Origin of the sequence: Methyloversatilis sp. NSM2 (genome assembly GCF_038066675.1) — a bacterium.
GTDB classification, from domain to species: Bacteria; Pseudomonadota; Gammaproteobacteria; order Burkholderiales; family Rhodocyclaceae; genus Methyloversatilis; species Methyloversatilis discipulorum_A.
Window position 1 is genome coordinate 134,013 of the sequence record NZ_JBBUKV010000004.1, and the last position, 21,097, is coordinate 155,109.

At 64.9% G+C, this 21,097-nt stretch carries 19 protein-coding genes; 10 read left to right on the forward strand and 9 right to left on the reverse strand.

Features of this window, described 5'->3' with window-relative positions; genetic code table 11:
• Positions 1 to 9: 9 nt before the first annotated feature.
• The 3 genes from WJU27_RS08325 to WJU27_RS08335 are packed head-to-tail and all read right to left on the reverse strand — an operon-like array spanning position 10 to position 2,772.
• Complete coding sequence (locus tag WJU27_RS08325) at positions 10 to 1,122, reverse strand: 2Fe-2S iron-sulfur cluster-binding protein (RefSeq protein WP_232415992.1); 1,113 nt, start codon at positions 1,120 to 1,122, stop codon at positions 10 to 12.
• Positions 1,070 to 1,531, reverse strand: a complete 462-nt coding sequence (locus WJU27_RS08330; protein WP_020164168.1) for an aromatic-ring-hydroxylating dioxygenase subunit beta — start codon at positions 1,529 to 1,531, stop codon at positions 1,070 to 1,072. Before WJU27_RS08330 ends, WJU27_RS08325 begins: the two co-directional genes overlap by 53 nt.
• Before the next feature lie 35 nt (positions 1,532 to 1,566).
• Entirely contained in the window at positions 1,567 to 2,772 is a 1,206-nt protein-coding gene (locus WJU27_RS08335; RefSeq protein ID WP_020164167.1) for an aromatic ring-hydroxylating oxygenase subunit alpha, read from the reverse strand.
• A gap of 546 nt (positions 2,773 to 3,318) precedes the next feature.
• On the opposite strand from WJU27_RS08335, the gene WJU27_RS08340 reads away from it, so the two are divergent.
• From WJU27_RS08340 to WJU27_RS08355, 4 genes are read left to right on the forward strand one after another with little or no spacing between them, the layout of a single operon-like run.
• Positions 3,319 to 5,052 carry a SulP family inorganic anion transporter gene (locus WJU27_RS08340; RefSeq protein ID WP_445928430.1) on the forward strand — a complete coding sequence of 578 codons (1,734 nt, stop codon included), beginning with the start codon at positions 3,319 to 3,321 and terminating at the stop codon, positions 5,050 to 5,052.
• 45 nt (positions 5,053 to 5,097) lie between these two features.
• Entirely contained in the window at positions 5,098 to 8,004 is a 2,907-nt protein-coding gene (locus tag WJU27_RS08345) for a molybdopterin oxidoreductase family protein (protein ID WP_341421795.1), read from the forward strand.
• A 55-nt stretch (positions 8,005 to 8,059) separates the two neighbouring features.
• Positions 8,060 to 8,791 (forward strand): 4Fe-4S dicluster domain-containing protein, encoded by a 732-nt coding sequence (locus tag WJU27_RS08350; protein WP_304002975.1) that lies wholly within the window; start codon positions 8,060 to 8,062, stop codon positions 8,789 to 8,791.
• Positions 8,792 to 8,820: 29 nt separating this feature from the next.
• Complete coding sequence (locus WJU27_RS08355; protein ID WP_341421796.1) at positions 8,821 to 9,762, forward strand: dimethyl sulfoxide reductase anchor subunit family protein; 942 nt, start codon at positions 8,821 to 8,823, stop codon at positions 9,760 to 9,762.
• A 295-nt stretch (positions 9,763 to 10,057) separates the two neighbouring features.
• On the opposite strand, the gene WJU27_RS08360 is transcribed toward WJU27_RS08355, so the two are convergent.
• The 4 genes from WJU27_RS08360 to WJU27_RS08375 form a co-directional block, all read right to left on the reverse strand.
• Positions 10,058 to 10,807 (reverse strand): sulfite exporter TauE/SafE family protein, encoded by a 750-nt coding sequence (locus WJU27_RS08360; RefSeq protein WP_341421797.1) that lies wholly within the window; start codon positions 10,805 to 10,807, stop codon positions 10,058 to 10,060.
• Between the two features lie 39 nt (positions 10,808 to 10,846).
• Positions 10,847 to 11,305 carry a Crp/Fnr family transcriptional regulator gene (locus WJU27_RS08365; protein WP_020164161.1) on the reverse strand — a complete coding sequence of 153 codons (459 nt, stop codon included), beginning with the start codon at positions 11,303 to 11,305 and terminating at the stop codon, positions 10,847 to 10,849.
• 154 nt (positions 11,306 to 11,459) lie between these two features.
• Positions 11,460 to 12,899 carry a sigma-54-dependent transcriptional regulator gene (locus tag WJU27_RS08370; RefSeq protein ID WP_341421798.1) on the reverse strand — a complete coding sequence of 480 codons (1,440 nt, stop codon included), beginning with the start codon at positions 12,897 to 12,899 and terminating at the stop codon, positions 11,460 to 11,462.
• Positions 12,874 to 13,947, reverse strand: coding sequence for a sensor histidine kinase (locus tag WJU27_RS08375; RefSeq protein WP_341421799.1), 1,074 nt, complete (start codon positions 13,945 to 13,947; stop codon positions 12,874 to 12,876). The genes WJU27_RS08370 and WJU27_RS08375 overlap by 26 nt, the downstream gene beginning before the upstream one ends.
• A 754-nt stretch (positions 13,948 to 14,701) precedes the next feature.
• Here WJU27_RS08375 and WJU27_RS08380 point away from each other — a divergent pair.
• The 5 genes from WJU27_RS08380 to WJU27_RS08400 are packed head-to-tail and all read left to right on the forward strand — an operon-like array spanning position 14,702 to position 18,672.
• Positions 14,702 to 15,196, forward strand: coding sequence for a DUF421 domain-containing protein (locus WJU27_RS08380; protein WP_341421800.1), 495 nt, complete (start codon positions 14,702 to 14,704; stop codon positions 15,194 to 15,196).
• The gene (locus WJU27_RS08385) at positions 15,193 to 16,512 is read left to right on the forward strand and encodes an SDR family oxidoreductase (RefSeq protein WP_341421801.1); all 1,320 of its coding nucleotides are present in this window, start codon (positions 15,193 to 15,195) and stop codon (positions 16,510 to 16,512) included. Before WJU27_RS08380 ends, WJU27_RS08385 begins: the two co-directional genes overlap by 4 nt.
• A complete protein-coding gene (locus tag WJU27_RS08390) occupies positions 16,494 to 16,952 on the forward strand; it encodes a DUF2269 family protein (RefSeq protein ID WP_341421802.1) in 459 nt (152 codons plus the stop codon). The genes WJU27_RS08385 and WJU27_RS08390 overlap by 19 nt, the downstream gene beginning before the upstream one ends.
• A 27-nt stretch (positions 16,953 to 16,979) precedes the next feature.
• Positions 16,980 to 17,495, forward strand: coding sequence for a hypothetical protein (locus WJU27_RS08395; RefSeq protein WP_341421803.1), 516 nt, complete (start codon positions 16,980 to 16,982; stop codon positions 17,493 to 17,495).
• A 4-nt stretch (positions 17,496 to 17,499) separates the two neighbouring features.
• Positions 17,500 to 18,672: a zinc-dependent alcohol dehydrogenase gene (locus WJU27_RS08400; RefSeq protein WP_341421804.1), complete on the forward strand. Its 1,173-nt coding sequence runs from the start codon at positions 17,500 to 17,502 to the stop codon at positions 18,670 to 18,672.
• 44 nt (positions 18,673 to 18,716) lie between these two features.
• Here the strand turns inward: WJU27_RS08400 and WJU27_RS08405 are convergent, their stop codons facing one another.
• Complete coding sequence (locus tag WJU27_RS08405) at positions 18,717 to 19,100, reverse strand: hypothetical protein (protein WP_296810491.1); 384 nt, start codon at positions 19,098 to 19,100, stop codon at positions 18,717 to 18,719.
• A gap of 301 nt (positions 19,101 to 19,401) precedes the next feature.
• Here WJU27_RS08405 and WJU27_RS08410 point away from each other — a divergent pair, with 301 nt between their 5' ends.
• The gene (locus WJU27_RS08410; protein WP_341421805.1) at positions 19,402 to 20,289 is read left to right on the forward strand and encodes an aldo/keto reductase; all 888 of its coding nucleotides are present in this window, start codon (positions 19,402 to 19,404) and stop codon (positions 20,287 to 20,289) included.
• Between the two features lie 200 nt (positions 20,290 to 20,489).
• Here the strand turns inward: WJU27_RS08410 and WJU27_RS08415 are convergent, their stop codons facing one another.
• Complete coding sequence (locus WJU27_RS08415; protein ID WP_341421806.1) at positions 20,490 to 21,077, reverse strand: DUF4142 domain-containing protein; 588 nt, start codon at positions 21,075 to 21,077, stop codon at positions 20,490 to 20,492.
• Positions 21,078 to 21,097 lie beyond the last annotated feature (20 nt).

The window sequence follows — 21,097 nt, forward strand, 5'->3', positions numbered from 1 at the left end:
CCCGCGGTCCTAGCTGAATTTGTCGTACCGGATGTTGTCTGCGGTAACGCGCGACAGCAGCAGCATCCGGATCGAGGCATCGACCGCCGGTGGCGGCCCTGCAAGATAGGCAATGACGTTGCCCAGGCGTCCCACCATGTGCCGCTTGGCCACCTCGTGAACGAAGCCACGATCGAAGCGGATCAGCGGGTAATCGTTCACCAGCGAGGACGGGGGGTCCTCGTCGCTCAACGCGACGGTGACGGCGAGCCCCTCGCCACAGACACGACGCAAGCGGGTGAACTCGTCGAGAAAGTACACATCGCGCGAGGTACGGACTCCGAAGAACACATCGCCCGAATGGCGGCCGAAGTACTCGTCCTGCTCGGCACGCGAAAGGATGGACATGACGCCAGCGATGCCGCTGCCGCCAGCGATGCACAGCAGGTCGCGTCCGAGGCTGGGGTAGAAGGTTGCGTGCCCCAGCGGCCCGAACAGCGACACACGTGTCCCGACACGCGATGCGGCGCCGAACAACCAGTCCGAGAGCACGCCGCCCGGCTTGCGGCGGACGACGAAGCGCAAGGTGCGCGCATGGCGATCGAAGTTGACCATCGACCACCCGCGCATGCCTTCCACCTCATCGACACCGAGCAGCACGAACTGGCCGGCGTCGAATTCCACCGGTGCGTCGGTTTCGACATCGATCAGCATCACGTCGTGCGTGAGCATCCCGGTCGAGGCGATGCGCCCGGCACCTGCGCAGGGCACGCAGGAGCCGGTATCCATCATCTGCACGAAGGCTGGCACCTCGGCCACGACATCGGTCCGGGCCACGCATTGACACATCAGGAACTCATCTGCCGACTTCAGGCTCTTGCGTCCGGGTGCGTCAGGCCAGGCGTCATCGATGTCGCCCGACACGCGCTTCGCCTTGCAGGTCCCACAGGTTCCACTTGCACATTCATAGGGAAGCGCGATGCCCCGCGCCAGACCACCGTGCAGGATCTTCTCGCCCGGTGAGGCTTCGAACAGATGTGTACGGTTTCGTGCGTTGACCTGGATCTTCATGTCGTGTCCCCGGCCGAGGTCAGAACGGAATGTGATAGCCGTAGCCGAGCAGCCGCGTATCGAGGCGCACATTCCGACTGCGCAAGGCCGGGCCGTCATGGCCCAGCGTCACCGTGTCGTAAAGCTTGCCCACCGCGAACAGCTCGGTTTCGCCACCATCCAGCGTGGTGCGGAACACCTCTATCGTGCTGGTGACGCTGGCCTCTTCGGCCGCTTCATCGATGTCGACCAGGCAGACATTGATGTGACGGCTGATCGGCGACTTGTCGCTGTTGTGCCGATGCAGGTTGTCGAACAGCGACTTCATGCCTGCCTTGTCATGCTCGAGCCACGTCATGTCCTTGCGGATCTCCGGGCTGTATGTGGTGATCCGGTATTGGTAATCCGGCGCACACAGGTCGAGATAGCCCTTGAAATCGCGCTCGTCCATGATCAGACCGGATCTGTGGATGAGTTCGGTAATGGCGGTTCTGGTATCCACGCTTGCCCTCTCGTATCGGTTCGGTTGATCAGGAGTCACTTCGCCACAGCAGCCTGTTCGCCGTACGGGTCGTAGGCCTTGCGTCCCATGCGGCGGCTCCATTCGGCATAGAAGTGACGCATCCCGCCTTCGTCATGGATGGTCATGTTCTCTTCGCGCCCATGGATCACCCACCGACTGTCGGTGCGCTCGCGCATCGCAAGTCCCTGGCCGTGGACGCCAAGCAGGTCCTCGTGCAGGTTGCGGCCGAACGGCCCCCAGATCATGTTGTGGTCGCGGATGCGCTCGGCGCGTTGCTCAGGCGTATCGCTCTTGAGTCCGAGTCCGCGGAACTCGATCAGCAGCTTGTTCGGACCGAGCGGAATCGCCGTGTCCATGCGCAGCACCGAGGTGCGCAGGTTGTAGGTCATGCCGGGAAAGATATCGATGAGCACCCAGCCGCCAGGAGCCAGACCAGGCCAGCCCACACCGCGTGCCTTACTGCCCTCGTAGGCGTCGTACTTGATCGCCATCGAGCCGACCGAAGCGTGTCCGTTGGGATACCCGGTGTACTTCCGATCGAAGTAGCCCGGCTGGATCATGCCGGTGATGCGATTGAAGTAATGCATGTAGTCGTGATAGAACTCGCTGTTCGTGTCGTGCCACAGCTTGTAGTTCGTATTCACGACCGCCTTGTGGTAGTGGAACACCTCGAGCGGCTGTTCGAGATGCTCATCGAGCATGCCCATCGCCTCGCCGATGTATTCCTTCAGCGTGCAGCTCTCGTCATCGACGTTAACCCACACGAAGCCACCGAACCCGAGTTCGGTCTTCACCTCGCGCAGTCCTGCATCCTTGCAGCCGAAGCGGTCCTGATAACCCTCCTTGCCGCGGGAAATGTCGATGCAGTCGCCGGTCGCGTTGAACGACCATGCGTGGAAGATGCAGGTGATGCGCTTGGCGTTTCCGACCGGTTCGTAAAGAAGCGTGTTGCCGCGATGCGGGCAGATGTTGTAGAAGGTCCGCACCTTCATGTCCTCACCGCGGATCACGATGAGCGGCGGCCCGCCAGGATGGCTGAACGTACGGTAGTCGTAGGCGTTCGGAATCTCCGACTCGTGGCAGGCAATGATCCAGCACTTGTTGAAGATCTTGCGCTGCTCGTCGAGAAAGATGTCCTCTTCGGTATAGATGCGCGTGTCGACATAGTGAGATTCGGGGAAGCTCGGCGTCTGCTTCCACTCCACTGCGTTGCGAGACATGTGAGGTCCTTTCCGGTACGTAGCGAGGTGATGTCGTACTGCTGCTCGGATCGACGGTAATGCGCCGATAACCCGACTTAGCAGAAGGCGTGCCGGCAGCAGAAAACTGACTGCGTCAACACGTCAGAACCTTTGCTGCGCGGCGTTCTGCGCGCTACGCGTCGGCCCGCCTCGACGACTTCACCGCGACGCTCTCTCCGCCGCGACCGGGCGTGCGGTTTCCTCGTGAAACACCGCAGCGTTTCCTGAGGAAACACCATCACCTCGGCAACCGTCGGCAGCGCACGGCGCCACCCCCATCGCAGGCGGGAAGCCAACTCCGCAATCCTCTCTGTACGGCCTTGATGCCTCGCCGGTTACGCCTTTGCGCTGCATAGGCGCATGAGCCGTGGCACTGAACTTGCGTAGGGGGTCGGTCATGCGCTCCCTCAATTCATCGCACGCCACAGCCTCAGCCCGCCGTCGATGCACACCTCCAACCCGGAAGCCCGACGCTTGAATCCACTCTCCAACCGCGCCCACAGAACCGGTCTGTCATTGCTGCCGATGCGACGCTGGTGGTCGATGGTCAACCGGGCATCGCTACGCAGCGACGCCGTTGCTGGCCTGAGCGGAACCATCATCCTGCTGCCCCAGGCGGTGGCCTACGCCCACATCGCCGGAATGCCACCGGAGTACGGTCTCTACGCCGCGATCATTCCGGTCATCTTTGCAGCATTGTTCGGCTCGTCGCGACATCTGGTATCCGGCCCGACCGCGGCGCTCTCCATCGTGGTTTTCTCGACCATCAGTCCGCTGGCCGAGCCGGGCAGCGCGACCTACATCGCCTACGTCCTGACGCTCACCTTCATGGTCGGCCTGATGCAGCTCGCACTCGCGTTCGCGCGCATGGGCATGCTGGTGAATTTCATCTCGCACAGCGTCGTCATAGGCTTTACCGCAGGCGCGGCCATACTGATCGCAGTGAGTCAGCTGAAGAACTTCTTCGGCCTGCACTACGGCTCCGGCGGAGAGTTCTTCGGCACGCTGTCCCGCTTTGCGGCAGCAGCCGGTGACATCAACTGGCAGGTGGCAGGGGTGGGTGCGGTAACGCTCGCGGCCGGGATACTCACCAAACGCCACCTGCCACGCGTGCCCTACATGATCGTGGCCATGGTGGTCGGCAGCCTCTATGCGCTGGGTGTGAAAGCGATGCTCGGCCACGATGCGGGCATCGAGACGGTGTCGGAAATTCCGCGCAGCCTGCCGCCGCTTTCTGCACCGATGCTGTCAATGGAGGTGCTGCACCAGCTCGGCGCAATCGCGCTCGCCGTTACCCTGCTGTCGCTGACCGAAGCGCTGTCCATCGCGCGCGCCGTAGGGGCGAAATCCGGCCAGCACATCGACGGCAACCAGGAGTTCTTCGGTCAGGGCCTGGCCAATCTGGCCGGGAGCTTCTTCTCGGGCTATGTGTCGAGTGGATCGTTCACGCGCAGTGGAATCAACTACGAGGCAGGAGCGGTAACACCGTTGTCGTCGGTCTTCTCTGCCGGCTTCCTGGTTCTGACCCTGCTGTTTTTCGTGCCGCTCGCGCGCTACCTGCCGATCGCTTCGATGGCCGCCATTCTGTTCATGGTCGCCTACGCACTGATCGACGTGAAGCACATCCGCGCAGTCATGCGCACCAGCCGCCGCGAGTCCGCGGTGCTTTTCGCGACGCTTGCCTCCACCCTCGTTTTCCAGCTCGAATTCGCGATCTACGCCGGCGTCATTCTTTCACTGGTGCTCTACCTCGAACGCACCGCGCGACCGGGCATACGCGCCGCCGTGCCCGCACCCGGCGAAGGCCAGTACCACTTCGTTCCGCAACGCGACGAGCCGGATTGTCCTCAGCTGAAGATGGAGTTCATCGACGGCGAACTGTATTTCGGCGCAATCGACCACGTGAAGCGTCACCTGCACCAGCTCGAGGAAGTTCATCCGGAGCAGAAACATCTGCTCGTCCTGGCGCCCGGCATCAACTTCATAGATGCATCCGGTGCGGACCTGCTTGCGGAAGAGGCACGGCGACGGCGCGCGCGTGGTGGAGGGCTCTACTTTCATCGGCTGAACGAGCAGGCGCGCAGCACGCTTGAGCGCGGCGGCCAGCTCGACGACATCGGACGGGACAGGCTCTTCGCGATCGGCGACGACGTGATCGGCACGCTTTACCCGCACTTCGACCCTCGGATCTGCGCGAACTGCCGGCACCGCATCTTCCGGCAATGCAAGGAATGGCTACCCGATGGCAGCCCCCGCTGACCGCCGGCAGGCGCCACAAACGTCAATCTCACCATGGAGTCATCGATGAGCACAGTCCGTCTGTCGAACCCGCACGCCGAGCCGGTGGAGGAACTGGATGTCAAGAAGACCACCTGTTACATGTGCGCCTGCCGCTGCGGCATCCGCGTGCATCTGCGCAACGGCGAAGTCCGCTACATCGACGGCAATCCGGACCACCCGCTGAACCAGGGCGTCATCTGTGCCAAGGGTGCGTCAGGCATCATGAAACAGCAGTCGCCGGCCCGGTTGACCCAGCCCCTGATCCGCAGACCCGGCACCGAGCGTGGTGCCGGAGAGTTCGACGAGATCAGCTGGGAAGAAGTTTTCGCACTGCTCGCCGAGCGCCTCAAGAAACTGCGCGAAACCGATCCGAAGAAATTCGCGCTGTTCACCGGCCGCGATCAGATGCAGGCGCTCACCGGCATGTTCGCCAAGCAGTTCGGCACGCCGAACTATGCAGCGCACGGCGGCTTCTGCTCGGTCAACATGGCGGCCGGCATGATCTACACGATAGGCGGCTCCTTCTGGGAATTCGGCGGCCCCGACCTCGAACGCTCGAAGCTGTTCATCATGATCGGCACGGCGGAGGACCACCACTCCAATCCGATGAAGGTGGCGCTGTCGAAGTTCAAGCGCAATGGCGGCCGCTTCGTGTCCATCAATCCGGTACGCACGGGCTATTCGGCAATCGCAGACGAGTGGGTGCCGATCAAGCCGGGCACCGACGGCGCCCTGCTGCTGGCGCTCTGTCACGAGATCATCGCCAAGGGGCTGTACGACCGGGAATTCCTGGCCCGCTACACCAACGCCGGCCAGCTGGTGATGCAGAACCCCGACGCCGACGATTTCGGGCTGTTCGCGATGGACCCGGGGGGCGATCCGGTAAACCCAGACTACCCGCACAACAAGTACTGGTGGGACCGCCTGACCGACAAGCTGGTCCCGACCCACACGCCTGGCGCCGACCCGCGCCTGCGCGGCTGCTACGCACTGCCCGACGGCACGCCGGTGAAGCCGGCGTTCCAGCTGCTGCTCGACCGCCTCAAGAGCTACACGCCAGAATGGGCGGAAAGCATCTGCGGCGTTCCGGCGGACACCATCCGCCGGCTGGCGCACGAAATGGGCGTGACGGCCCGTGACCAGAAGATCCACCTGCCGATCTCATGGACCGACTCCTGGGGCGTCGAGCACGACCACGTGACCGGCAACCCGGTGTCCTTCCACGCGATGCGGGGACTGGCCGCACATTCGAACGGATTCCACACGATACGTGCGCTGGCCATCCTGATGTCGCTGCTGGGCACCATCGACCGCCCGGGTGGCTTCCGGCACAAGGCGCCCTTTCCGCGCGCCATACCACCGATCGCCAAGCCTCCGCGCGGGCCGCAGGCGGTCAAGCCCAACAGTCCGCTGGACGGCATGCCCCTGGGCTTCCCGGCTGACCCGGCAGACCTCTGCGTCGACGACGAGGGGCGACCGGTACGCATCGACAAGGGCTTCTCGTGGGAATACCCGCTGTCGGCGCACGGCCTGATGCACAACGTGATCACCAACGCCTGGCGCGGCGACCCATACCCGATCGACACCCTGCTCATCTTCATGGCGAACATGGCGTGGAACTCGACCATGAACACAAGCGAAGTGCGCCAGATGCTGAATAGCAAGGGGGAGGACGGCGAGTACCGCATTCCCTTCATCGTCGTCTGCGACGCCTTTCAGTCGGAAATGACGGGATTCGCCGACCTCATCCTGCCCGACACCACCTACCTGGAACGCCACGACGTGATGTCGATACTCGACCGGCCGATCTCCGAGTTCGACGGTCCGGTCGACTCGGTGCGCATTCCGGTGGTCGAGCCCAAGGGCCAGTGCAAGCCCTTCCAGGAAGTACTGATCGAGCTGGGCAGCCGGCTCGGCCTGCCGGCCTTCGTGCGGCCGGATGGCACGCGCAAGTTCCGCGACTACCCGGACTTCATCGTGAACTACGAGACAGAGCCAGGGTCGGGCATCGGTTTTCTCGCCGGCTGGCGCGGCGTGGACGGCCAGAAGGCCATTCGGGGAGAGCCGAACCCGAAGCAGTGGGAGATGTACGCGAAGAACAACTGTGTCTTCCACTACGTGCTGCCCGCGTCCTATCAGTACATGCGCAACTGGAACAAGGGCTATATGGAGTGGGCACAGCGGGTACGCATGCGGCGCGATGCGGATCCGATCCTGATCCACCTGTACTCCGACGTGATGCAGCGCTTCCGGCTGGCCGCGCAGGGGCGGCGGCCCGGACGCCGTCCGCCGCCGGAACTGCGCGACCGCGTCGAGAAGTACTTCGACCCGCTGCCCTTCTACTACCCGCCGCTGGAGTCGCAGAGCACCGACACCACGCGTTACCCGCTGAACGCGGTGACGCAGCGGCCGATGGCGATGTACCACTCGTGGGATTCGCAGAACGCCTGGCTGCGGCAGATCCACGCGCACAACTATCTGCACGTGAATCCGGCCACCGCGCGCGCTGCGGGCATCGGGGACGGTGACTGGATGTGGGTGGAATCGCCGTGGGGCAAGGTGCGCTGCATGTGTCGCTACAGCGAGGCGGTCGAGGCCGGAACCGTCTGGACATGGAACGCGATCGGCAAGGCGAGCAACGCGTGGAACCTCGGGCCCATGGCCAACGAGGCGCGCAAGGGCTTCCTGCTGAACCACCTGATATCGGAAGAACTTCCCATGCAGGGCAGTTCGAGGCGCATGTCGAATTCCGACCCGGTGACCGGACAGGCAGCCTGGTACGACGTGCGCGTGCGCATCTATCGCGCCGGCGACGACGAGCCCAAGGAGAGCTGGCCGCAGTTCGAACCGATGAAGACCCTGCCGGGGGTCACGAAGACACGCCCCGGTGTCCTGACCTACTTCGTCGGCAACTGGAAGAAGCGCTCATGAGCCCCCCGACCCCTACCCTCGCCCTCGAACGCGGACTGCGCGCAGGAGACATGCAATGACCCAGCTGGCACTCGTGATCGACCTCAACGTCTGCGTAGGCTGCCAGGCCTGCGTGACGAGCTGCAAGTCGTGGAACACGTCGGGAACGGCCGGTTCGCTGGCCGACCTCAATCCCTACGATGAAGATCCGACGGGCACCTTCTTCAACCGGGTGCAGACTTTCGAGGTCGGAAGTTACCCGAACACCGAAACGGTGCACTTCCCCAAGTCGTGCCTGCACTGCGAGGACCCGCCCTGTGTTCCGGTCTGCCCGACCGGCGCCAGCTACAAGCGTGCCGAGGACGGCATCGTGCTCGTCGACTACGACAAGTGCATCGGGTGCAAGTACTGCTCCTGGGCCTGTCCATACGGTGTCCGCGAGCTCGATCCAGAGCGCAAGGAAATGACCAAGTGCACGCTGTGCGTGGACCGCATCTACAACGAAGCGCTGCCCGAACGCGACCGCAAACCCGCCTGCGTGCTGGCCTGCCCGACCAGTGCACGCATCTTCGGTGATGTGCACGACCCCGATTCGTCTGCGTCGAAGGCGATACGCGAGCGCGGCGGCTACCAGCTGATGCCCGAATGGGGCACCGAACCGTCCAACCACTATCTGCCGCGCCGCAAGACAGAAATGACCATACGGCCCGATCAGATCGTGCGCACCGACAACCCGCTGAAAGTGGATGGCCTGAAGCCGATGCCTGACGCCAGCACACCGGCGCTGGACGACGCCGCCAGCTGGTAATCCACTCCCTCATTCAACAGGACGACACGATGAATCCCGCCTTCTCCGTCATTCTGCTCACGACGCTCACGGGGGCCGCTCAGGGCCTCTTCCTGGCACTTTTCGGGTGTGAGCTCACGCATGCGCTGAACCTGTCCGCCCCGATGCCGGGGCACGATTTCTACGTCGTTGGCGCACTCATCAGTCTTGCGCTGTCGGGCGCCGGGCTGATCGCGTCGTTCTTCCACCTGGGGCGGCCCGAGCGTGCCTGGCGCAGTGCGGCGATGTGGCGCACCTCCTGGCTTTCGCGCGAGGTCATCGTGCTGCCGGCCTTCATGGCTACGACGGCGCTGTATGGACTCAGCCACGCCATGGACTGGCCACTTACCCTGACGACAGGCGCGATCGGCGCGGTGCTCGCGCTGGCCCTCTTCGTCTGTACGGGCATGATTTACGCATGCCTGAAGTTCCTTCAGGAATGGGCCAGCCCGCTCACCGTGATCAACTATCTGGTACTGGGCTGCGCCTCCGGTCTGACGCTGGCCAGCGCCTACGCGGCGCTCAGCGAAGCGGAACTGATGCTCGTGATGAGCTCGCTGGCCATCGCGCTGACCCTGACCGGTCTGGCCACGCGCAGCGCATCCCTGCTGCGCAACGCACGACTGCGGCCGCGCTCGTCGCTGCAGACCGCGATCGGCATCCATCATCCGCGCATCGCACAACGTTCCCAGGGTTTGATGGGTGGCTCCTTCAACACCCGCGAATTCTTCCATCACAAGACGCTGCACTTCCTCCGCTCGGTGAAGTGGACCTTCCTGCTGCTGGCCTTCGTGCTGCCTGTTCTGCTGCTCAGCGCAGGTGCTGCGACCGCTTCGCCCCCCCTACTTTGGCTGGCCTTCGCGGTCCAGTACGTCGGTCTGCTGGCCGAACGCTGGTACTTCTTCGCACAGGCCAACCACCCGCAGAACCTGTACTACCAGACCATCTCCTGACCCGCGGTTGCGGGCTGCGGCCCGCAACCGGCGGCGTCCGGTTCTGCCCTCTCATCGCAGCGCAGTCGACCGCCCGCAGGCATTCCAAGTCAAAGCTGTTCGGCGCCGCGCAACGACAGCGCGCGTCGCCGCCAGTCATCACTCACCGTCCTGCAGCACATGCGGCCACCGCAGTTGCCGCAGTGCGCCGTCACTCGCCAGCACGCGCAGCGCCGCCACGAGGGCGCAACACGAATCGGGATTGCCTGCACCGAGGCCGGTGCCGAGTGGGAGGAGCGCGACGCGCCCACGCGTTCTAGTATCCGCCGACAGCCTTGACCAGCAGCCCGCCACCGACCGCCAGGCAAAGCACGCCAACCCAGAAGCGCAGACGCTGCGCGTTGATGGCGTGCACGATGCGCGCGCCTATCAGCACACCCGCCAGTTCGAACAGCACCAGCGCGCCGGCGAGGCCGAAATCGATGACGCCGAAGCGCAGATTGCCAAGCGTGCCTGACGCACCCGCCAGGATCTGTATCACCTGACTGGTGCCTATCGTCGTCAAGGGGGCGAAGCCTGCGAGCACCATCATCGGTACTGACAATGCCGGCCCACCGACACCGGTCAGCCCCGAGCCGAATCCGGCCACACCACCCAGGCCGAACAGCATGGCGCGCTGCAGACCGGGATGACCGTGCAGCGCGGGGCGCCGTGGCCGGCCGCGCGTAGCCAGCGTGTAGACGCCGGCCAGACAGACCACCAGCGCGAGCAGAACCATCAACAGCGATGCGTCGAGCAGCGCGTTAACCCAGGCGCCCGCGAAGCCGCTGATCAGTGCGCCCGCACATACCGGCACCGTGATGCGCAGGTCGATGCTGCCATGGCGCATGAAGGCGATGGTGCCGACGATGCCGGTGAATACGAAGGTGAACAGCGCGGTGGCCATCGCCGACTGTATGCTCAATCCGCCGATCAGGTTGAGCGCCGGAATGAGCAGAATGCCGCCCACACCCACCGCGCCAATCAGCGTACCGACCGCGAGTGCGATCAGCATCAGCAATGCCATGATGCATCTCCCGATGCGAGCCTTGCGCCGCGCAGGCGTTCAGCCCGCGGCGAACGAAGTGAAAGTGCCCGTGATCAGGAGATTGAGTTGTTTCATGATGCGGTAGCCCATCGTGTGGTCCGCATCCATCAGCATCAGAAGGCGTGTGCCGTCTATCGCCAGTACGCGACAGTCGGTCACGCAGGAAGCGGTGGCGATGCGTCCCTGCGCCTCCGGTACCAGCGCAGCCCAGCCGAAGACCTGTCCGCGCTCGAGCACATCACCCGCCGAGGTGTTTCTGCCGCCTACGCCAATGGCGAACCTGACCTTGCCATCGAGCAGCACATAGAGCGACTTCACCGGATCGCCGATGTTGTAGATCCGGCTGTGCTGCGCCCAGTCCTCGGGGCGTGCGATGAGCGTGATGGCGTGCAACTGCGCATCACTCAGTCCGGTGAAGAACGGCGCCTGCCTGAGAACACTGAAAGGCGTATGCAGCGGACTCGAAACCCCGGTCATGCCAACCTCTCGTTCAACCTGTCCGCACAGTGCTATGCACTATCCATACCATGTCCGGACGGCCCTCAGGACGCGCTATCGAACGTCGAAATGCATCGCGTGTTTCCAGGAGAAACACAGATGAGGTTCAAAACGAAACACGACGCCTGTGCGCTCAAGACATCTGATGGTCCAGTTGCATGTCCTCGGCGCGCCCCCGGTCCTTCATCAGTCCCCAGCGACGGCGACGCATCCACAGCGCCTTGCGGCCGATGCCGAGCAAGGCGGCAAGATCGCGGTCGCAGTAGCTGTCCTGGTAGCGAAGAATGCTGTGGCGGATGTAATCCTCGATCGACATGGGCCCCAGCGCATCACCGGCCGCGGACGACGCGCTCGGCCGCGACAACGTGGCCTGCGGCAGCGTGTCGAACTGTTCGTCCAGAGACAAGGTGTCGCCTTCGGCCATGATGATGGCTCGCTCCATCACGTTTTCCAGTTCGCGGATGTTGCCCGGCCAGGGGTACTCCCGAAGGAAAGCGACGAACTCGTCGGACATGCCGCGGATCCGCGTGCCCAGCCGCTTGCAGTGGCGTTCGAGGAAATAGCGTGCAAGCAGCTCGATATCGTCGCCCCGTTCTCGCAAGGGCGGCACCTGGATGGTGATCACGTTCAGACGGTAGAACAGGTCGGCGCGGAAGGTGTTGCTCTCGGTCTCCGCGCGCAGATCGCGGTTGGTCGCAGCAACGAAGCGGGTATCGGTGTGATAGGTCTGGGTGGCGCCGACCGGTCTGACCTGGCGCTCCTGTATGACGCGCAGCAGCTTCACCTGAACATTCAGCGGCAGTTCGGATATTTCATCCAGGAACAGCGTGCCGCCGCTCGCCTCGCGTATCAGGCCCTCGCTCGTGCTGACCGCGCCGGTGAAGGCCCCCTTCACGTGGCCGAACAGTTCGGACTCGATCAGATCGGACGGAATCGCGCCGCAGTTGATCGCGACGAAGGGCCGCTCCGCCCGCTCGCCACCGAAGTGTATGGCCTGGGCGACCAGTTCCTTGCCGGTGCCGCTCTCTCCCTGGATCAGCACATTGGTGTCGGTCGATGCGACACGGGAAATCATCGCCAGCATGCGCTTGACGCCATCGCTTTCGCCGATGATGGTGCGCTCGCCGTAGGCACGACGAAGGCTGCGCCTGAGCGATCGGTTCTCGCGGCGCGTCCGCTGTTCGGCGAGCACACGCTCGACCGCGAACAGGAACTCGTCGTTGTCGAAAGGCTTGATCAGATAGTCGACCGCGCCCTTTCGCAGGGCGTCTATCGCGTTCTCCAGCGACGAGTAGCTGGTCATCAGGATGACCGGCAGGTCCGGTCTTTCAGCCTTGCTGGCGGCCAGGATATCGAGTCCCGACGTATCGGGCAGGCGCAGGTCGGTGATCAGCAGATCCACCTGTTCGGCGGCGAGATGGGCCAGTCCGGAAGCACCGTCATTGAACACCGCGCAGGCGTAGCCGCGGCTGCTGAGCAGCATTTCCACGCAGACGGCAATGCCGGGGTCGTCCTCGATGACCAGTATCCGCTCCGGGCGCATCAGATCATGCTTGTTCGCTTTGGCGCTCATGCTGTGTCCTCGCTGAATGAGCAGGCAGGTCGATCTCGAACGTCGCACCGCCATTGGGATTGTTGTAGGCGCGCAGTTCGCCGCCGTGCTCGCGCACGAATTCGTAGGCGATGGCCAGTCCGAGACCGGTGCCCTGTCCGGAGGAACGCGTCGTGAAGAAGGGCTCGAAAATGCGCGGCAGCACCTCTTCCGGGATTCCGGGACCGGTGTCGGAAATGCGGACCAGCACCCGTCTTTCTGCCGTCATCGCGGTGGTGACGAAAATCCGCCCCGCGTCACCGACCGCATGTGCGGCATTGATCAGGATGTTGTAGATCACTTCCTGCAACTGACCGGCGTTGCCGAGCACCAGCGCACCAAGCTCCGGAAAGTGTTCGACCGACACGGTTTCCTTGCACAGCCCCTGGCGCAGCAGCACGATGGCTTCGATGATGGAGGCGTCGATCTCGAACGGCACCCGCGGCTCATCGCCCACCCGCGAGAAATCGACCATGCGCCGCGATATGTCCATCACGCGACGCACATTGTCCGAGACGATCCGCAAGCCCTTCTGCAGCGCCTCGGCACTGACGTCGGAGCGACCCAGCAGCATCTGCATCATCGACTGTACCGCGGTCAGCGGGTTGCTGATCTCGTGGCAGACGCCCGCCACCATGAAACCCAGTGACGCCAGCCGGTCACGCTGCAGTTCCGCCTGCGAGGTCGTCATCTGCTCGCTGCGGTCCTCGATGAACAGCAGCATTCCATCGCGCACTGCGCTCATCCATACACGCTCGTGCAGCCACCGTCCGTCGATTGCGCGGGCCACGTCGCGGAAGCGCTCGCAAGGGCCGGGCCCGGCTTCGCACAACGCATCCCAGTACGCCGGGAGCAGCTCGCGCAGATGCTGTTCACCCGCAACAACGGTGATTCCCAGACCCGGGAGTGGACGGCTCACCGCCACAACGAATCCATCCGGGTCAAGCATGATCGTCGGCCACGGGAAGGCATGCAGCAACTCCGCGTGACACAGATCCATCCGAGCGTTATCCATCGGCATCTTCATCATTGGAACCGTTTGCGCATGGCATCGACGGCAGCAGGCGGTCCCCGACGGAAGGTCGGAGTCGTAGGTGCCGTGCGGTCGTCCCGCCCTGGTGGCGGGAATGAGGGCTCAGTGCCTGAGTAGACAGGACGTCATGAGCGCGTGCGGGCCCGCCGGATCATCGGATCGTGACGCGACTGAGTCGAAGGCGACTGCGAGGACGTCAGCTCTTTGAATCATCGTTTCCTCCTTGTCCAGACATCCGTCCGTGGCCATCGGAGAGGGCCCGGATCAAATGAATCGGCTTGTCGTCCCGATTGCAGTGAGATGTAGGGACACCTCGCGGCGCGGTCGGGCTGCGCAGTCTGCGCACGTGCCTGGAACACGTAAAAGCAAGATCTGAACCGAGCTGTCAGACCCGCGTCACGTATCCCTGATGACTCGGGTTATAACCCAGACCGATCGTTCGGTACAGAGTGAGCGCAAATCCTGTCTCGGGTCACCTTCCCATCACGCGACTGCGGCCACCAAGCTCAGCCACCAGCGCGACTGCCCGCCGCGCATGATCGCCTACAGCGGTTGTCGACACGTTCCCTGCCTTGCGGGAAAGGGGGCCGATCAGCACGGCATCCGCCGTCTGCTGCGCCGGATTGACGGCATTCCCGGAACGAGCGCCGTCCTGCCCGCTCGCGCCCGCCCACCGCTTAACCGCCGCTCGCCGCCCTCAAGGCACGCCGCTTGATACGGAGTTTTTGACAACTCTGATCCAGGGGCGCACATGTTCGACCTCGACGTGGATGTCTGGGAGCTCGTGTTTCGCACGGTGGCGATCTACATCGGCCTGCTCGCGCTGATCCGCCTGTCCGGCAAGCACACGATCGGGCAGTTCACGCCCTTCGACCTGCTCGTCGTGATGCTGCTCAGTGAAGGGGCCAGCAACGCGCTGACTGGCGGCGACAATTCGCTGGTCGGCGGGCTGCTGATCTGTGCGCTGCTGTGTCTGCTCAACCTCGTCGTCGCAATGCTGTCCGCACGGAGCACGCGGTTCGAAGCGCTTCTGGGTGGCGAAGCCATCCTGATCGGACGCAACGGCAAGATCTACTACCCGGTGCTCAAACGGCACCACGTTTCGCGCAATGACATGCATCAGGCGCTGCGCGAGGCCGACTGCGACCTGGACGAGATGCGCTTCGCTTTCCTGGAGGCGGACGGCAGCATCAGCGTGCAGAAGCGCCGCCCGCATGAGGCGCTCGAAACGGAACCGCCGCTGTGAACATACTGATGACCGGCAGCAGCGGATTCATCGGCGCCGCCGTGATGGAGCGGCTGATCGCGCGCGGGCACCGGCTTCGCTGCACAACACGCGAAGGCGGCCGCGCCGACGCTGACGGTGTCGAGTACGTGCGACTCGATCTGCAGGAGGCGCAGACGCATGAGGCGTGGCAGCGGCATCTCGACGGCATCGACGTCGTGATCAACTGCGCCGGCATCTTCGAGGAAGGGGAGGGGCAGACCTTTTCCGTCGTGCACGAACGCGCGCCCAAGGCACTGTTCGAGGCCTGCGCGCGGGCACGCGTGCGACGCGTGGTCCAGCTCTCGGCGCTGGGTGCGGACGATCAGGCCGTGAGCGCCTTCCATCTGAGCAAGCGCGCGGCCGACACGCACCTCGCCGCCCTGCCCGTCGCGTCGCACATCCTCTATCCATCGCTCGTGTACGGCCAGGCGGGCGACAGCGCGGCGCTGTTCCGTCGGCTTGCGGTGCTGCCACTGCTCATGCTGCCGGGCTGCGGACGCCAGCAGGTTCAGCCGGTACATCTGGACGACGTCGCCGATGCGGTGCTGCGCGCCGCCGAAATCGACGCCGGCGGTTGCCGGCGGGTGGCCCTGGTCGGCCCGCGTGCGGTCACCTTCGCCGGGCTGCTGGCCTGTCTTCGCCACAGCCTGGGCTTCTGTCGCCCAGCCATCGTCGCTGCGCTGCCGACTTGGCTGGAGCGGCCGGCAGTCGCACTCGGCGCACGCCTGACCGGCTTTCCGGTCGGCGCCGACGCGCTTTCCATGCTCGAACGCGGAAGCACCGCCGACCCGGCTCCCTTCATCGCACTGCTCGGGCGCCCTCCCCGTTCTGTCGAACGCTTTGTCAGACCGTCCGAGCGATCCGCCGAACGCACGCTGGCGCAGCTCCACTGGCTGCTGCTCCTGCTGCGGCTGTCGATTGCCGCGCTCTGGATGTCGACCGCCGTCGTATCGCTGGGGATGTATCCGGTCAACGCAAGTCTGGCGCTGCTGGCGCGCGTCGGCGCTGACGGGCTGCTCGCATACCTGCTGCTGTACGGCGCTGCGGCATTCGACCTCGCGCTCGGCGTGCTGACGCTGGCGCTTCCCGCGCCGATGCGCCGCCCCCTGTGGGCAACGCAGATTGCGCTGATCGTCTTCTACAGCGCAGTCATCAGCGTTGCGCTGCCGGAGTTCTGGCTGCACCCCTTCGGTCCGCTGTCGAAGAACCTCCCCCTGCTCGCAAGTCTGGTGCTGCTCCTTCTCATCGACACGCCGGCGCCGCGCCGGCCCGTGACATGGACTACTCGACACTGAAATTCCTGCACGTGCTGTCGGCCATCTTCCTGTTCGGAACCGGCGTCGGCTCGGCCTTCTATCTGTTCTTCACGACGCTGAACCGCGACGTGGCGCCGGTCGTTGTCGTGAGCCGGCTGGTCGTGGTGGCCGACTTCGTATTCACCGCGACCACCGCCATCGCACAGCCGGTCACTGGCGTGCTGTTGGCGCGCCGCGCCGGCATACCGCTCGATGCCGGCTGGCTCGCCGTATCGATCGCGCTGTATGCGCTGGCAATCGCCTGCTGGCTGCCGGTGGTCCGGCTACAGATCCGCATGCGCGATCTATCCGCCACGGCGTCGTCGATGGCGCTGCCGTCCGGGTACTGGAAATGCTTCCGCTGGTGGGTGGCGCTCGGCGTACCGGCGCTGTTCGCCTTCATCGCCATCACCTATCTGATGGTGGCCAAACCCTTCTGAGCGCCCGGCGCCGATGAGACATTCACCATGACGAGGATGCAACGTGTGGTACTGGAGGGACTGATCGGCGGCACGCTTTCGAGCGTGCTGTCGGCGGTGCTGCTTTGCGCAGCGGGCGGCCGGCAGGCCGGCAGCCCCTACGCCGCCATCAATGCGATCAGCCACTGGCTGTGGAAGGACCGCGCCTTCAGGCGGAACGCACGATCGCTGCGCTACACCGGCACCGGCTATCTGATCCATCACCTAGCGTCGACGTTCTGGGCCACCAGTCATGCCGCCGTCCGTAAACCTCACAGCGCTGCACACGCCCCGGCAGCGATTGCAGGTGGATTGGCGACCAGCGCAGTCGCCTGCTTCGTCGATTACAGACTGACGCCGCACCGGCTGCAACCCGGCTTCGAGCAGCGGCTCTCGCGCCCCGCGCTGACCGGTGTGTATCTGGCTTTCGGCGTCGGCATTGCCGTGGGTGCATGGCTGCTGTCGCCGTCCCCCAGGCCGGTCAGCGGAACGCGTCAAACTTCCCCACGAAACCGGAAAGGATGAGGTCATGAAAGCTCTGGTCTGGCACGGGCAACACGACGTGCGCTATGAAACGGTGGCCGACCCGGTGCTGAAGGCGCCGACCGACATGATCATCCGTGTCACGAGCACGGCGATCTGCGGCTCCGACCTGCATCTTTACGACGACTACGCGCCGCAGATGGAAAAGGGCGACGTGCTCGGTCACGAATTCATGGGCGAAGTGGTCGAGGTCGGCCAGGCGGTGACGCGCCACCGCGTCGGCGACCGCGTCGTCGTGCCCTTCGTGATTGCCTGCGGGCATTGCAGCTACTGCGAACAGAAGCTCAGTTCGCTGTGCATGAACACCAACCCGGACGGCGGGCGACAGGCAGCGGTGATGGGTCACCGCACCGCCGGTCTCTACGGCTACACGCACATGCTGGGCGGCTATGCCGGCGGGCAGGCGGAATACGTGCGCGTGCCGCACGCCGATTTCGGCCCGACACGGATACCCGAAGGCGTGCCCGACGAAAAGGTGCTGTTCCTTGGCGACATCCTGCCGACCGGCTGGATGGCGGTGAAGAACTGTTCGCTCCGGCCCGGCGACACGGTCGCCATCTGGGGCTGCGGGCCGGTCGGCCAGATGTGCATACAGAGCGCCTGGCTGCAGGGCGCCGGCCGCGTCATCGCCTTCGATCGCGTCCCTGAACGTCTGGAAATGGCCCGCACGCTGGGACGCGCCGAGGTGTTCAATTTCATGGACTGCGACCCCTACGAACAGCTTCAATACCTCACCGGCGACGCCGGTCCCGACGCGGTCATCGACGCGGTGGGTGCCGAGGCGCACGGACTGGGCAGCGTCGGCGCCGTCGTCGACCGGGTGAAAGCCGGCATCGGTCTGGCGACCGACAGGCCGCACGTCGCCCGCGAGATCATCAAGTGCGTGCGTCCGGGCGGTCACGTGTCGATGCCCGGCGTCTATTTCGGTTACGTCGACAAGTTTCCGCTCGGCCTCGTGGTGCAGAAAGCCTTGACCATCCGCGCCGGGCAGACCCATGTCCAGAAGTACATCGACGAACTGCTCGATCTCGTGATCGACGGTGAAATCGATCCTTCCTTCGTCATCACCCACCGGCTGGCGCTCTCCGAGGGCCCCGCCGCATACGAAACCTTCCGCGCGAAGAACGACGGCTGCATCAAGGTGGTGATGCGTCCATGAAGGCGCGGGCGCCTGTTACGGCGCCCGCGCTGTGCTACGCCTGCTCAGCGACGATCATAGTTCCGAGAGGCCGGATCGGCCGGTGTCGCCGGCGCTATCGGCTGCGGCCGGCTGGTCGCGCCGCCGTCCCGCTGCATATTGGCATCGCGACAGCGTTGCGACGTATCGCCCGGCGCGCAGTCGCCACTGCCGGTCGTCATGTCGTCCGGCGACTGGGTCGCCGAGTTGCCGGTCGTCGAGGACGAGTTCGGCATCGAGCGCTGGTTGGTGCCGCTTCTGTTGCTGGTGCCCGTGTTCTGATCCGTCTGCGTGCCCGCACGGGAACCGCCAGGCTGCTGGTCGACCGGCTGTCCGCGAACATCGGCGGCATGGACGACGGGGCTGGCCATCGCAACGGCAGCGGCAAAAAACAAGGTTCTGGTGATCATGTGCTTACCTCCTTGATTGTGGGGAATTGATCCGGCGCTCAGGGCACACCGGAACAACGGTGTCCCCGCAAGCCATGTGCCTCGCCCACCGCCCCCGAGAACCGCGCCCGGCGCACTGCGCGCGGGGCTGGACGTGCAGGAATTTCATCCCGACGGTAAGCGCTACACGCAGCGCCGCCTGACGCGACAGCGACCACCGGCCCGCTGGCACCGCCCGACGGGCACGTCGCTTGCCACTGCGAGCGGATGACGAGGGCACGGAATCGACCGGCCTTCGGTCGTCCTCCCGGAGAACCCATCCATGAAAGCACCTGACGCGTCCCTCGCCGGCACCTGCACACTCGGCGATATCGAAGTCCACCGACTTGGCTTCGGCGCGATGCGCATCGTTGGCGACGGCGTGTGGGGTCCGCCACGCGACCGCGAAGAGGCGCTGCGGACGCTGCGCCGCCTGCCCGAGCTGGGCGTGAACTTCATCGACACCGCCGACAGCTACGGCCCCGAGTTCAGCGAAACGCTGATCTGCGAGGCGCTGCACCCGTACGACGGCCTGCTGGTCGCGACCAAGGGCGGCCTGGTGCGGCACGGCCCTGACAGGTGGGCACCGCTGGGTCGGCCGGAATATCTGCGTCACTCGGTGCTGATGAGCCTGCGGCGACTGCGCGTCGACCGGATCGACCTGTGGCAGCTGCACCGCATCGATCCGAAGGTGCCGCGCGATGAACAGTTCGATGCGATCGCGCAGATGCAGCAGGAGGGGCTGATCCGCCATGTCGGACTGAGCGAGGCAGCCATCGAGGACATCAGCGCCGCCCGTCAGCACTTCGAGGTGGTGAGCGTGCAGAACCTCTACAACCTGGTGTCGCGGCAGCACGAGGAGGTGGTCGATTTCTGCGCCGCGCAGGGCATTGCCTTCATTCCGTGGTTCCCGCTCGCTGCCGGCGAACTGGCGGCGCCCGGCGCCTTCCTCGACGAACTGGCACGCCGTCTCGGGGCGACGCCGGCGCAGGTCGCGCTCGCCTGGGTGCTGAAGAGCAGCCCGTCCATGCTGCCGATACCGGGCACCGGACGACGGAAGCACCTGGAGGAGAACGTTGCCGCCGCCGCCCTGCGCCTGAGCGACGCCGACTTCTCTGAACTGGGCCGGCTGGGCAGGTATGTCTGGGAAACATCGGCCGCGGCCGCCTGAACCTCACCGGTCGCGCACATCGCACAGCGAGAGGTCACGTCAGCGGACAGAGCGGACGGATGCCATCCGCTACGCGGGATCGTGGTGCGATCCGGGTGAGGCACTGGAGCGCGCCGGCAAGGGCGCGCTCGACCATCACTGCAACGAAGGGCCGCGGCCGCTGCACGTCCTGGCCTCGCTGAGCACGCGATCTTGCGCGCTCAGCGGTCGCGGCCCACCGCCGCCCGCAGCGCCTGCGCCTCTTCCAGATGGCGCTGCAGCACCGGCAGCTGACGCGTGGCAAATTCCTTCACGTCCGGATCGCGCGCCCGATTGACCGCCGTGCGGAATGTCGCCAGCGTCTTCTCGTGCGCGCGCACGCCCAGGCGAGACGCGTAGGTCTTGTCGAATACGTGTCCACTCAGGGCCTTCAGCGCCGTCAGCTCCGTGCGCTGCGCGACCGAAGGCGTCTCCGGCAGTTCGACGCCCTTCAGTTTCGCCAGTGCCGCCAGCTCGTCAGCGGCCTTGCCGTGTTCCTCGATCATGCGGCGGGCGAAGCGTTTCACGTCGGCGTGGCTGGATACACGCTCCGCCAGTTCGGCCGCCTCGATCTCGGCGCGGCCGCTGCGCGCGGCGTCGATCAGGAAACCGCTGTCGATCCGCGACAGCGCCTTGCCGGAGCCGGCGTTGCCAGGTCGCGCGGCGGCGGGCGCGTCGGTAATGGTTCCAATGGGGTCGCGCACATCCCTCGCGACCAGCACGGTCGCGAGCGCCAGCAATACGCAGGCGATGACGGTTTTCGCTCCCATGGGCGTCTCCCGGTAAACAC

What these genes read in the sequence shown, in the direction of transcription:
- WJU27_RS08325 (WP_232415992.1), bottom strand. Translation starts at nt 1,122, where the DNA reads ATGTGCGCCTCGATACGCGGCTGCTCGGCTACGGCTATCACATTCCGT.
- WJU27_RS08335 (WP_020164167.1), bottom strand. Translation starts at nt 2,772, where the DNA reads ATGTCTCGCAACGCAGTGGAGTGGAAGCAGACGCCGAGCTTCCCCGAA.
- WJU27_RS08340 (WP_445928430.1), top strand. Translation starts at nt 3,319, where the DNA reads ATGCGACGCTGGTGGTCGATGGTCAACCGGGCATCGCTACGCAGCGAC.
- WJU27_RS08345 (WP_341421795.1), top strand. Translation starts at nt 5,098, where the DNA reads ATGAGCACAGTCCGTCTGTCGAACCCGCACGCCGAGCCGGTGGAGGAA.
- WJU27_RS08350 (WP_304002975.1), top strand. Translation starts at nt 8,060, where the DNA reads ATGACCCAGCTGGCACTCGTGATCGACCTCAACGTCTGCGTAGGCTGC.
- WJU27_RS08355 (WP_341421796.1), top strand. Translation starts at nt 8,821, where the DNA reads ATGAATCCCGCCTTCTCCGTCATTCTGCTCACGACGCTCACGGGGGCC.
- WJU27_RS08360 (WP_341421797.1), bottom strand. Translation starts at nt 10,807, where the DNA reads ATGGCATTGCTGATGCTGATCGCACTCGCGGTCGGTACGCTGATTGGC.
- WJU27_RS08365 (WP_020164161.1), bottom strand. Translation starts at nt 11,305, where the DNA reads ATGACCGGGGTTTCGAGTCCGCTGCATACGCCTTTCAGTGTTCTCAGG.
- WJU27_RS08370 (WP_341421798.1), bottom strand. Translation starts at nt 12,899, where the DNA reads ATGAGCGCCAAAGCGAACAAGCATGATCTGATGCGCCCGGAGCGGATA.
- WJU27_RS08375 (WP_341421799.1), bottom strand. Translation starts at nt 13,947, where the DNA reads ATGATGAAGATGCCGATGGATAACGCTCGGATGGATCTGTGTCACGCG.
- WJU27_RS08380 (WP_341421800.1), top strand. Translation starts at nt 14,702, where the DNA reads ATGTTCGACCTCGACGTGGATGTCTGGGAGCTCGTGTTTCGCACGGTG.
- WJU27_RS08390 (WP_341421802.1), top strand. Translation starts at nt 16,494, where the DNA reads ATGGACTACTCGACACTGAAATTCCTGCACGTGCTGTCGGCCATCTTC.
- WJU27_RS08395 (WP_341421803.1), top strand. Translation starts at nt 16,980, where the DNA reads ATGACGAGGATGCAACGTGTGGTACTGGAGGGACTGATCGGCGGCACG.
- WJU27_RS08400 (WP_341421804.1), top strand. Translation starts at nt 17,500, where the DNA reads ATGAAAGCTCTGGTCTGGCACGGGCAACACGACGTGCGCTATGAAACG.
- WJU27_RS08405 (WP_296810491.1), bottom strand. Translation starts at nt 19,100, where the DNA reads ATGATCACCAGAACCTTGTTTTTTGCCGCTGCCGTTGCGATGGCCAGC.
- WJU27_RS08410 (WP_341421805.1), top strand. Translation starts at nt 19,402, where the DNA reads ATGAAAGCACCTGACGCGTCCCTCGCCGGCACCTGCACACTCGGCGAT.
- WJU27_RS08415 (WP_341421806.1), bottom strand. Translation starts at nt 21,077, where the DNA reads ATGGGAGCGAAAACCGTCATCGCCTGCGTATTGCTGGCGCTCGCGACC.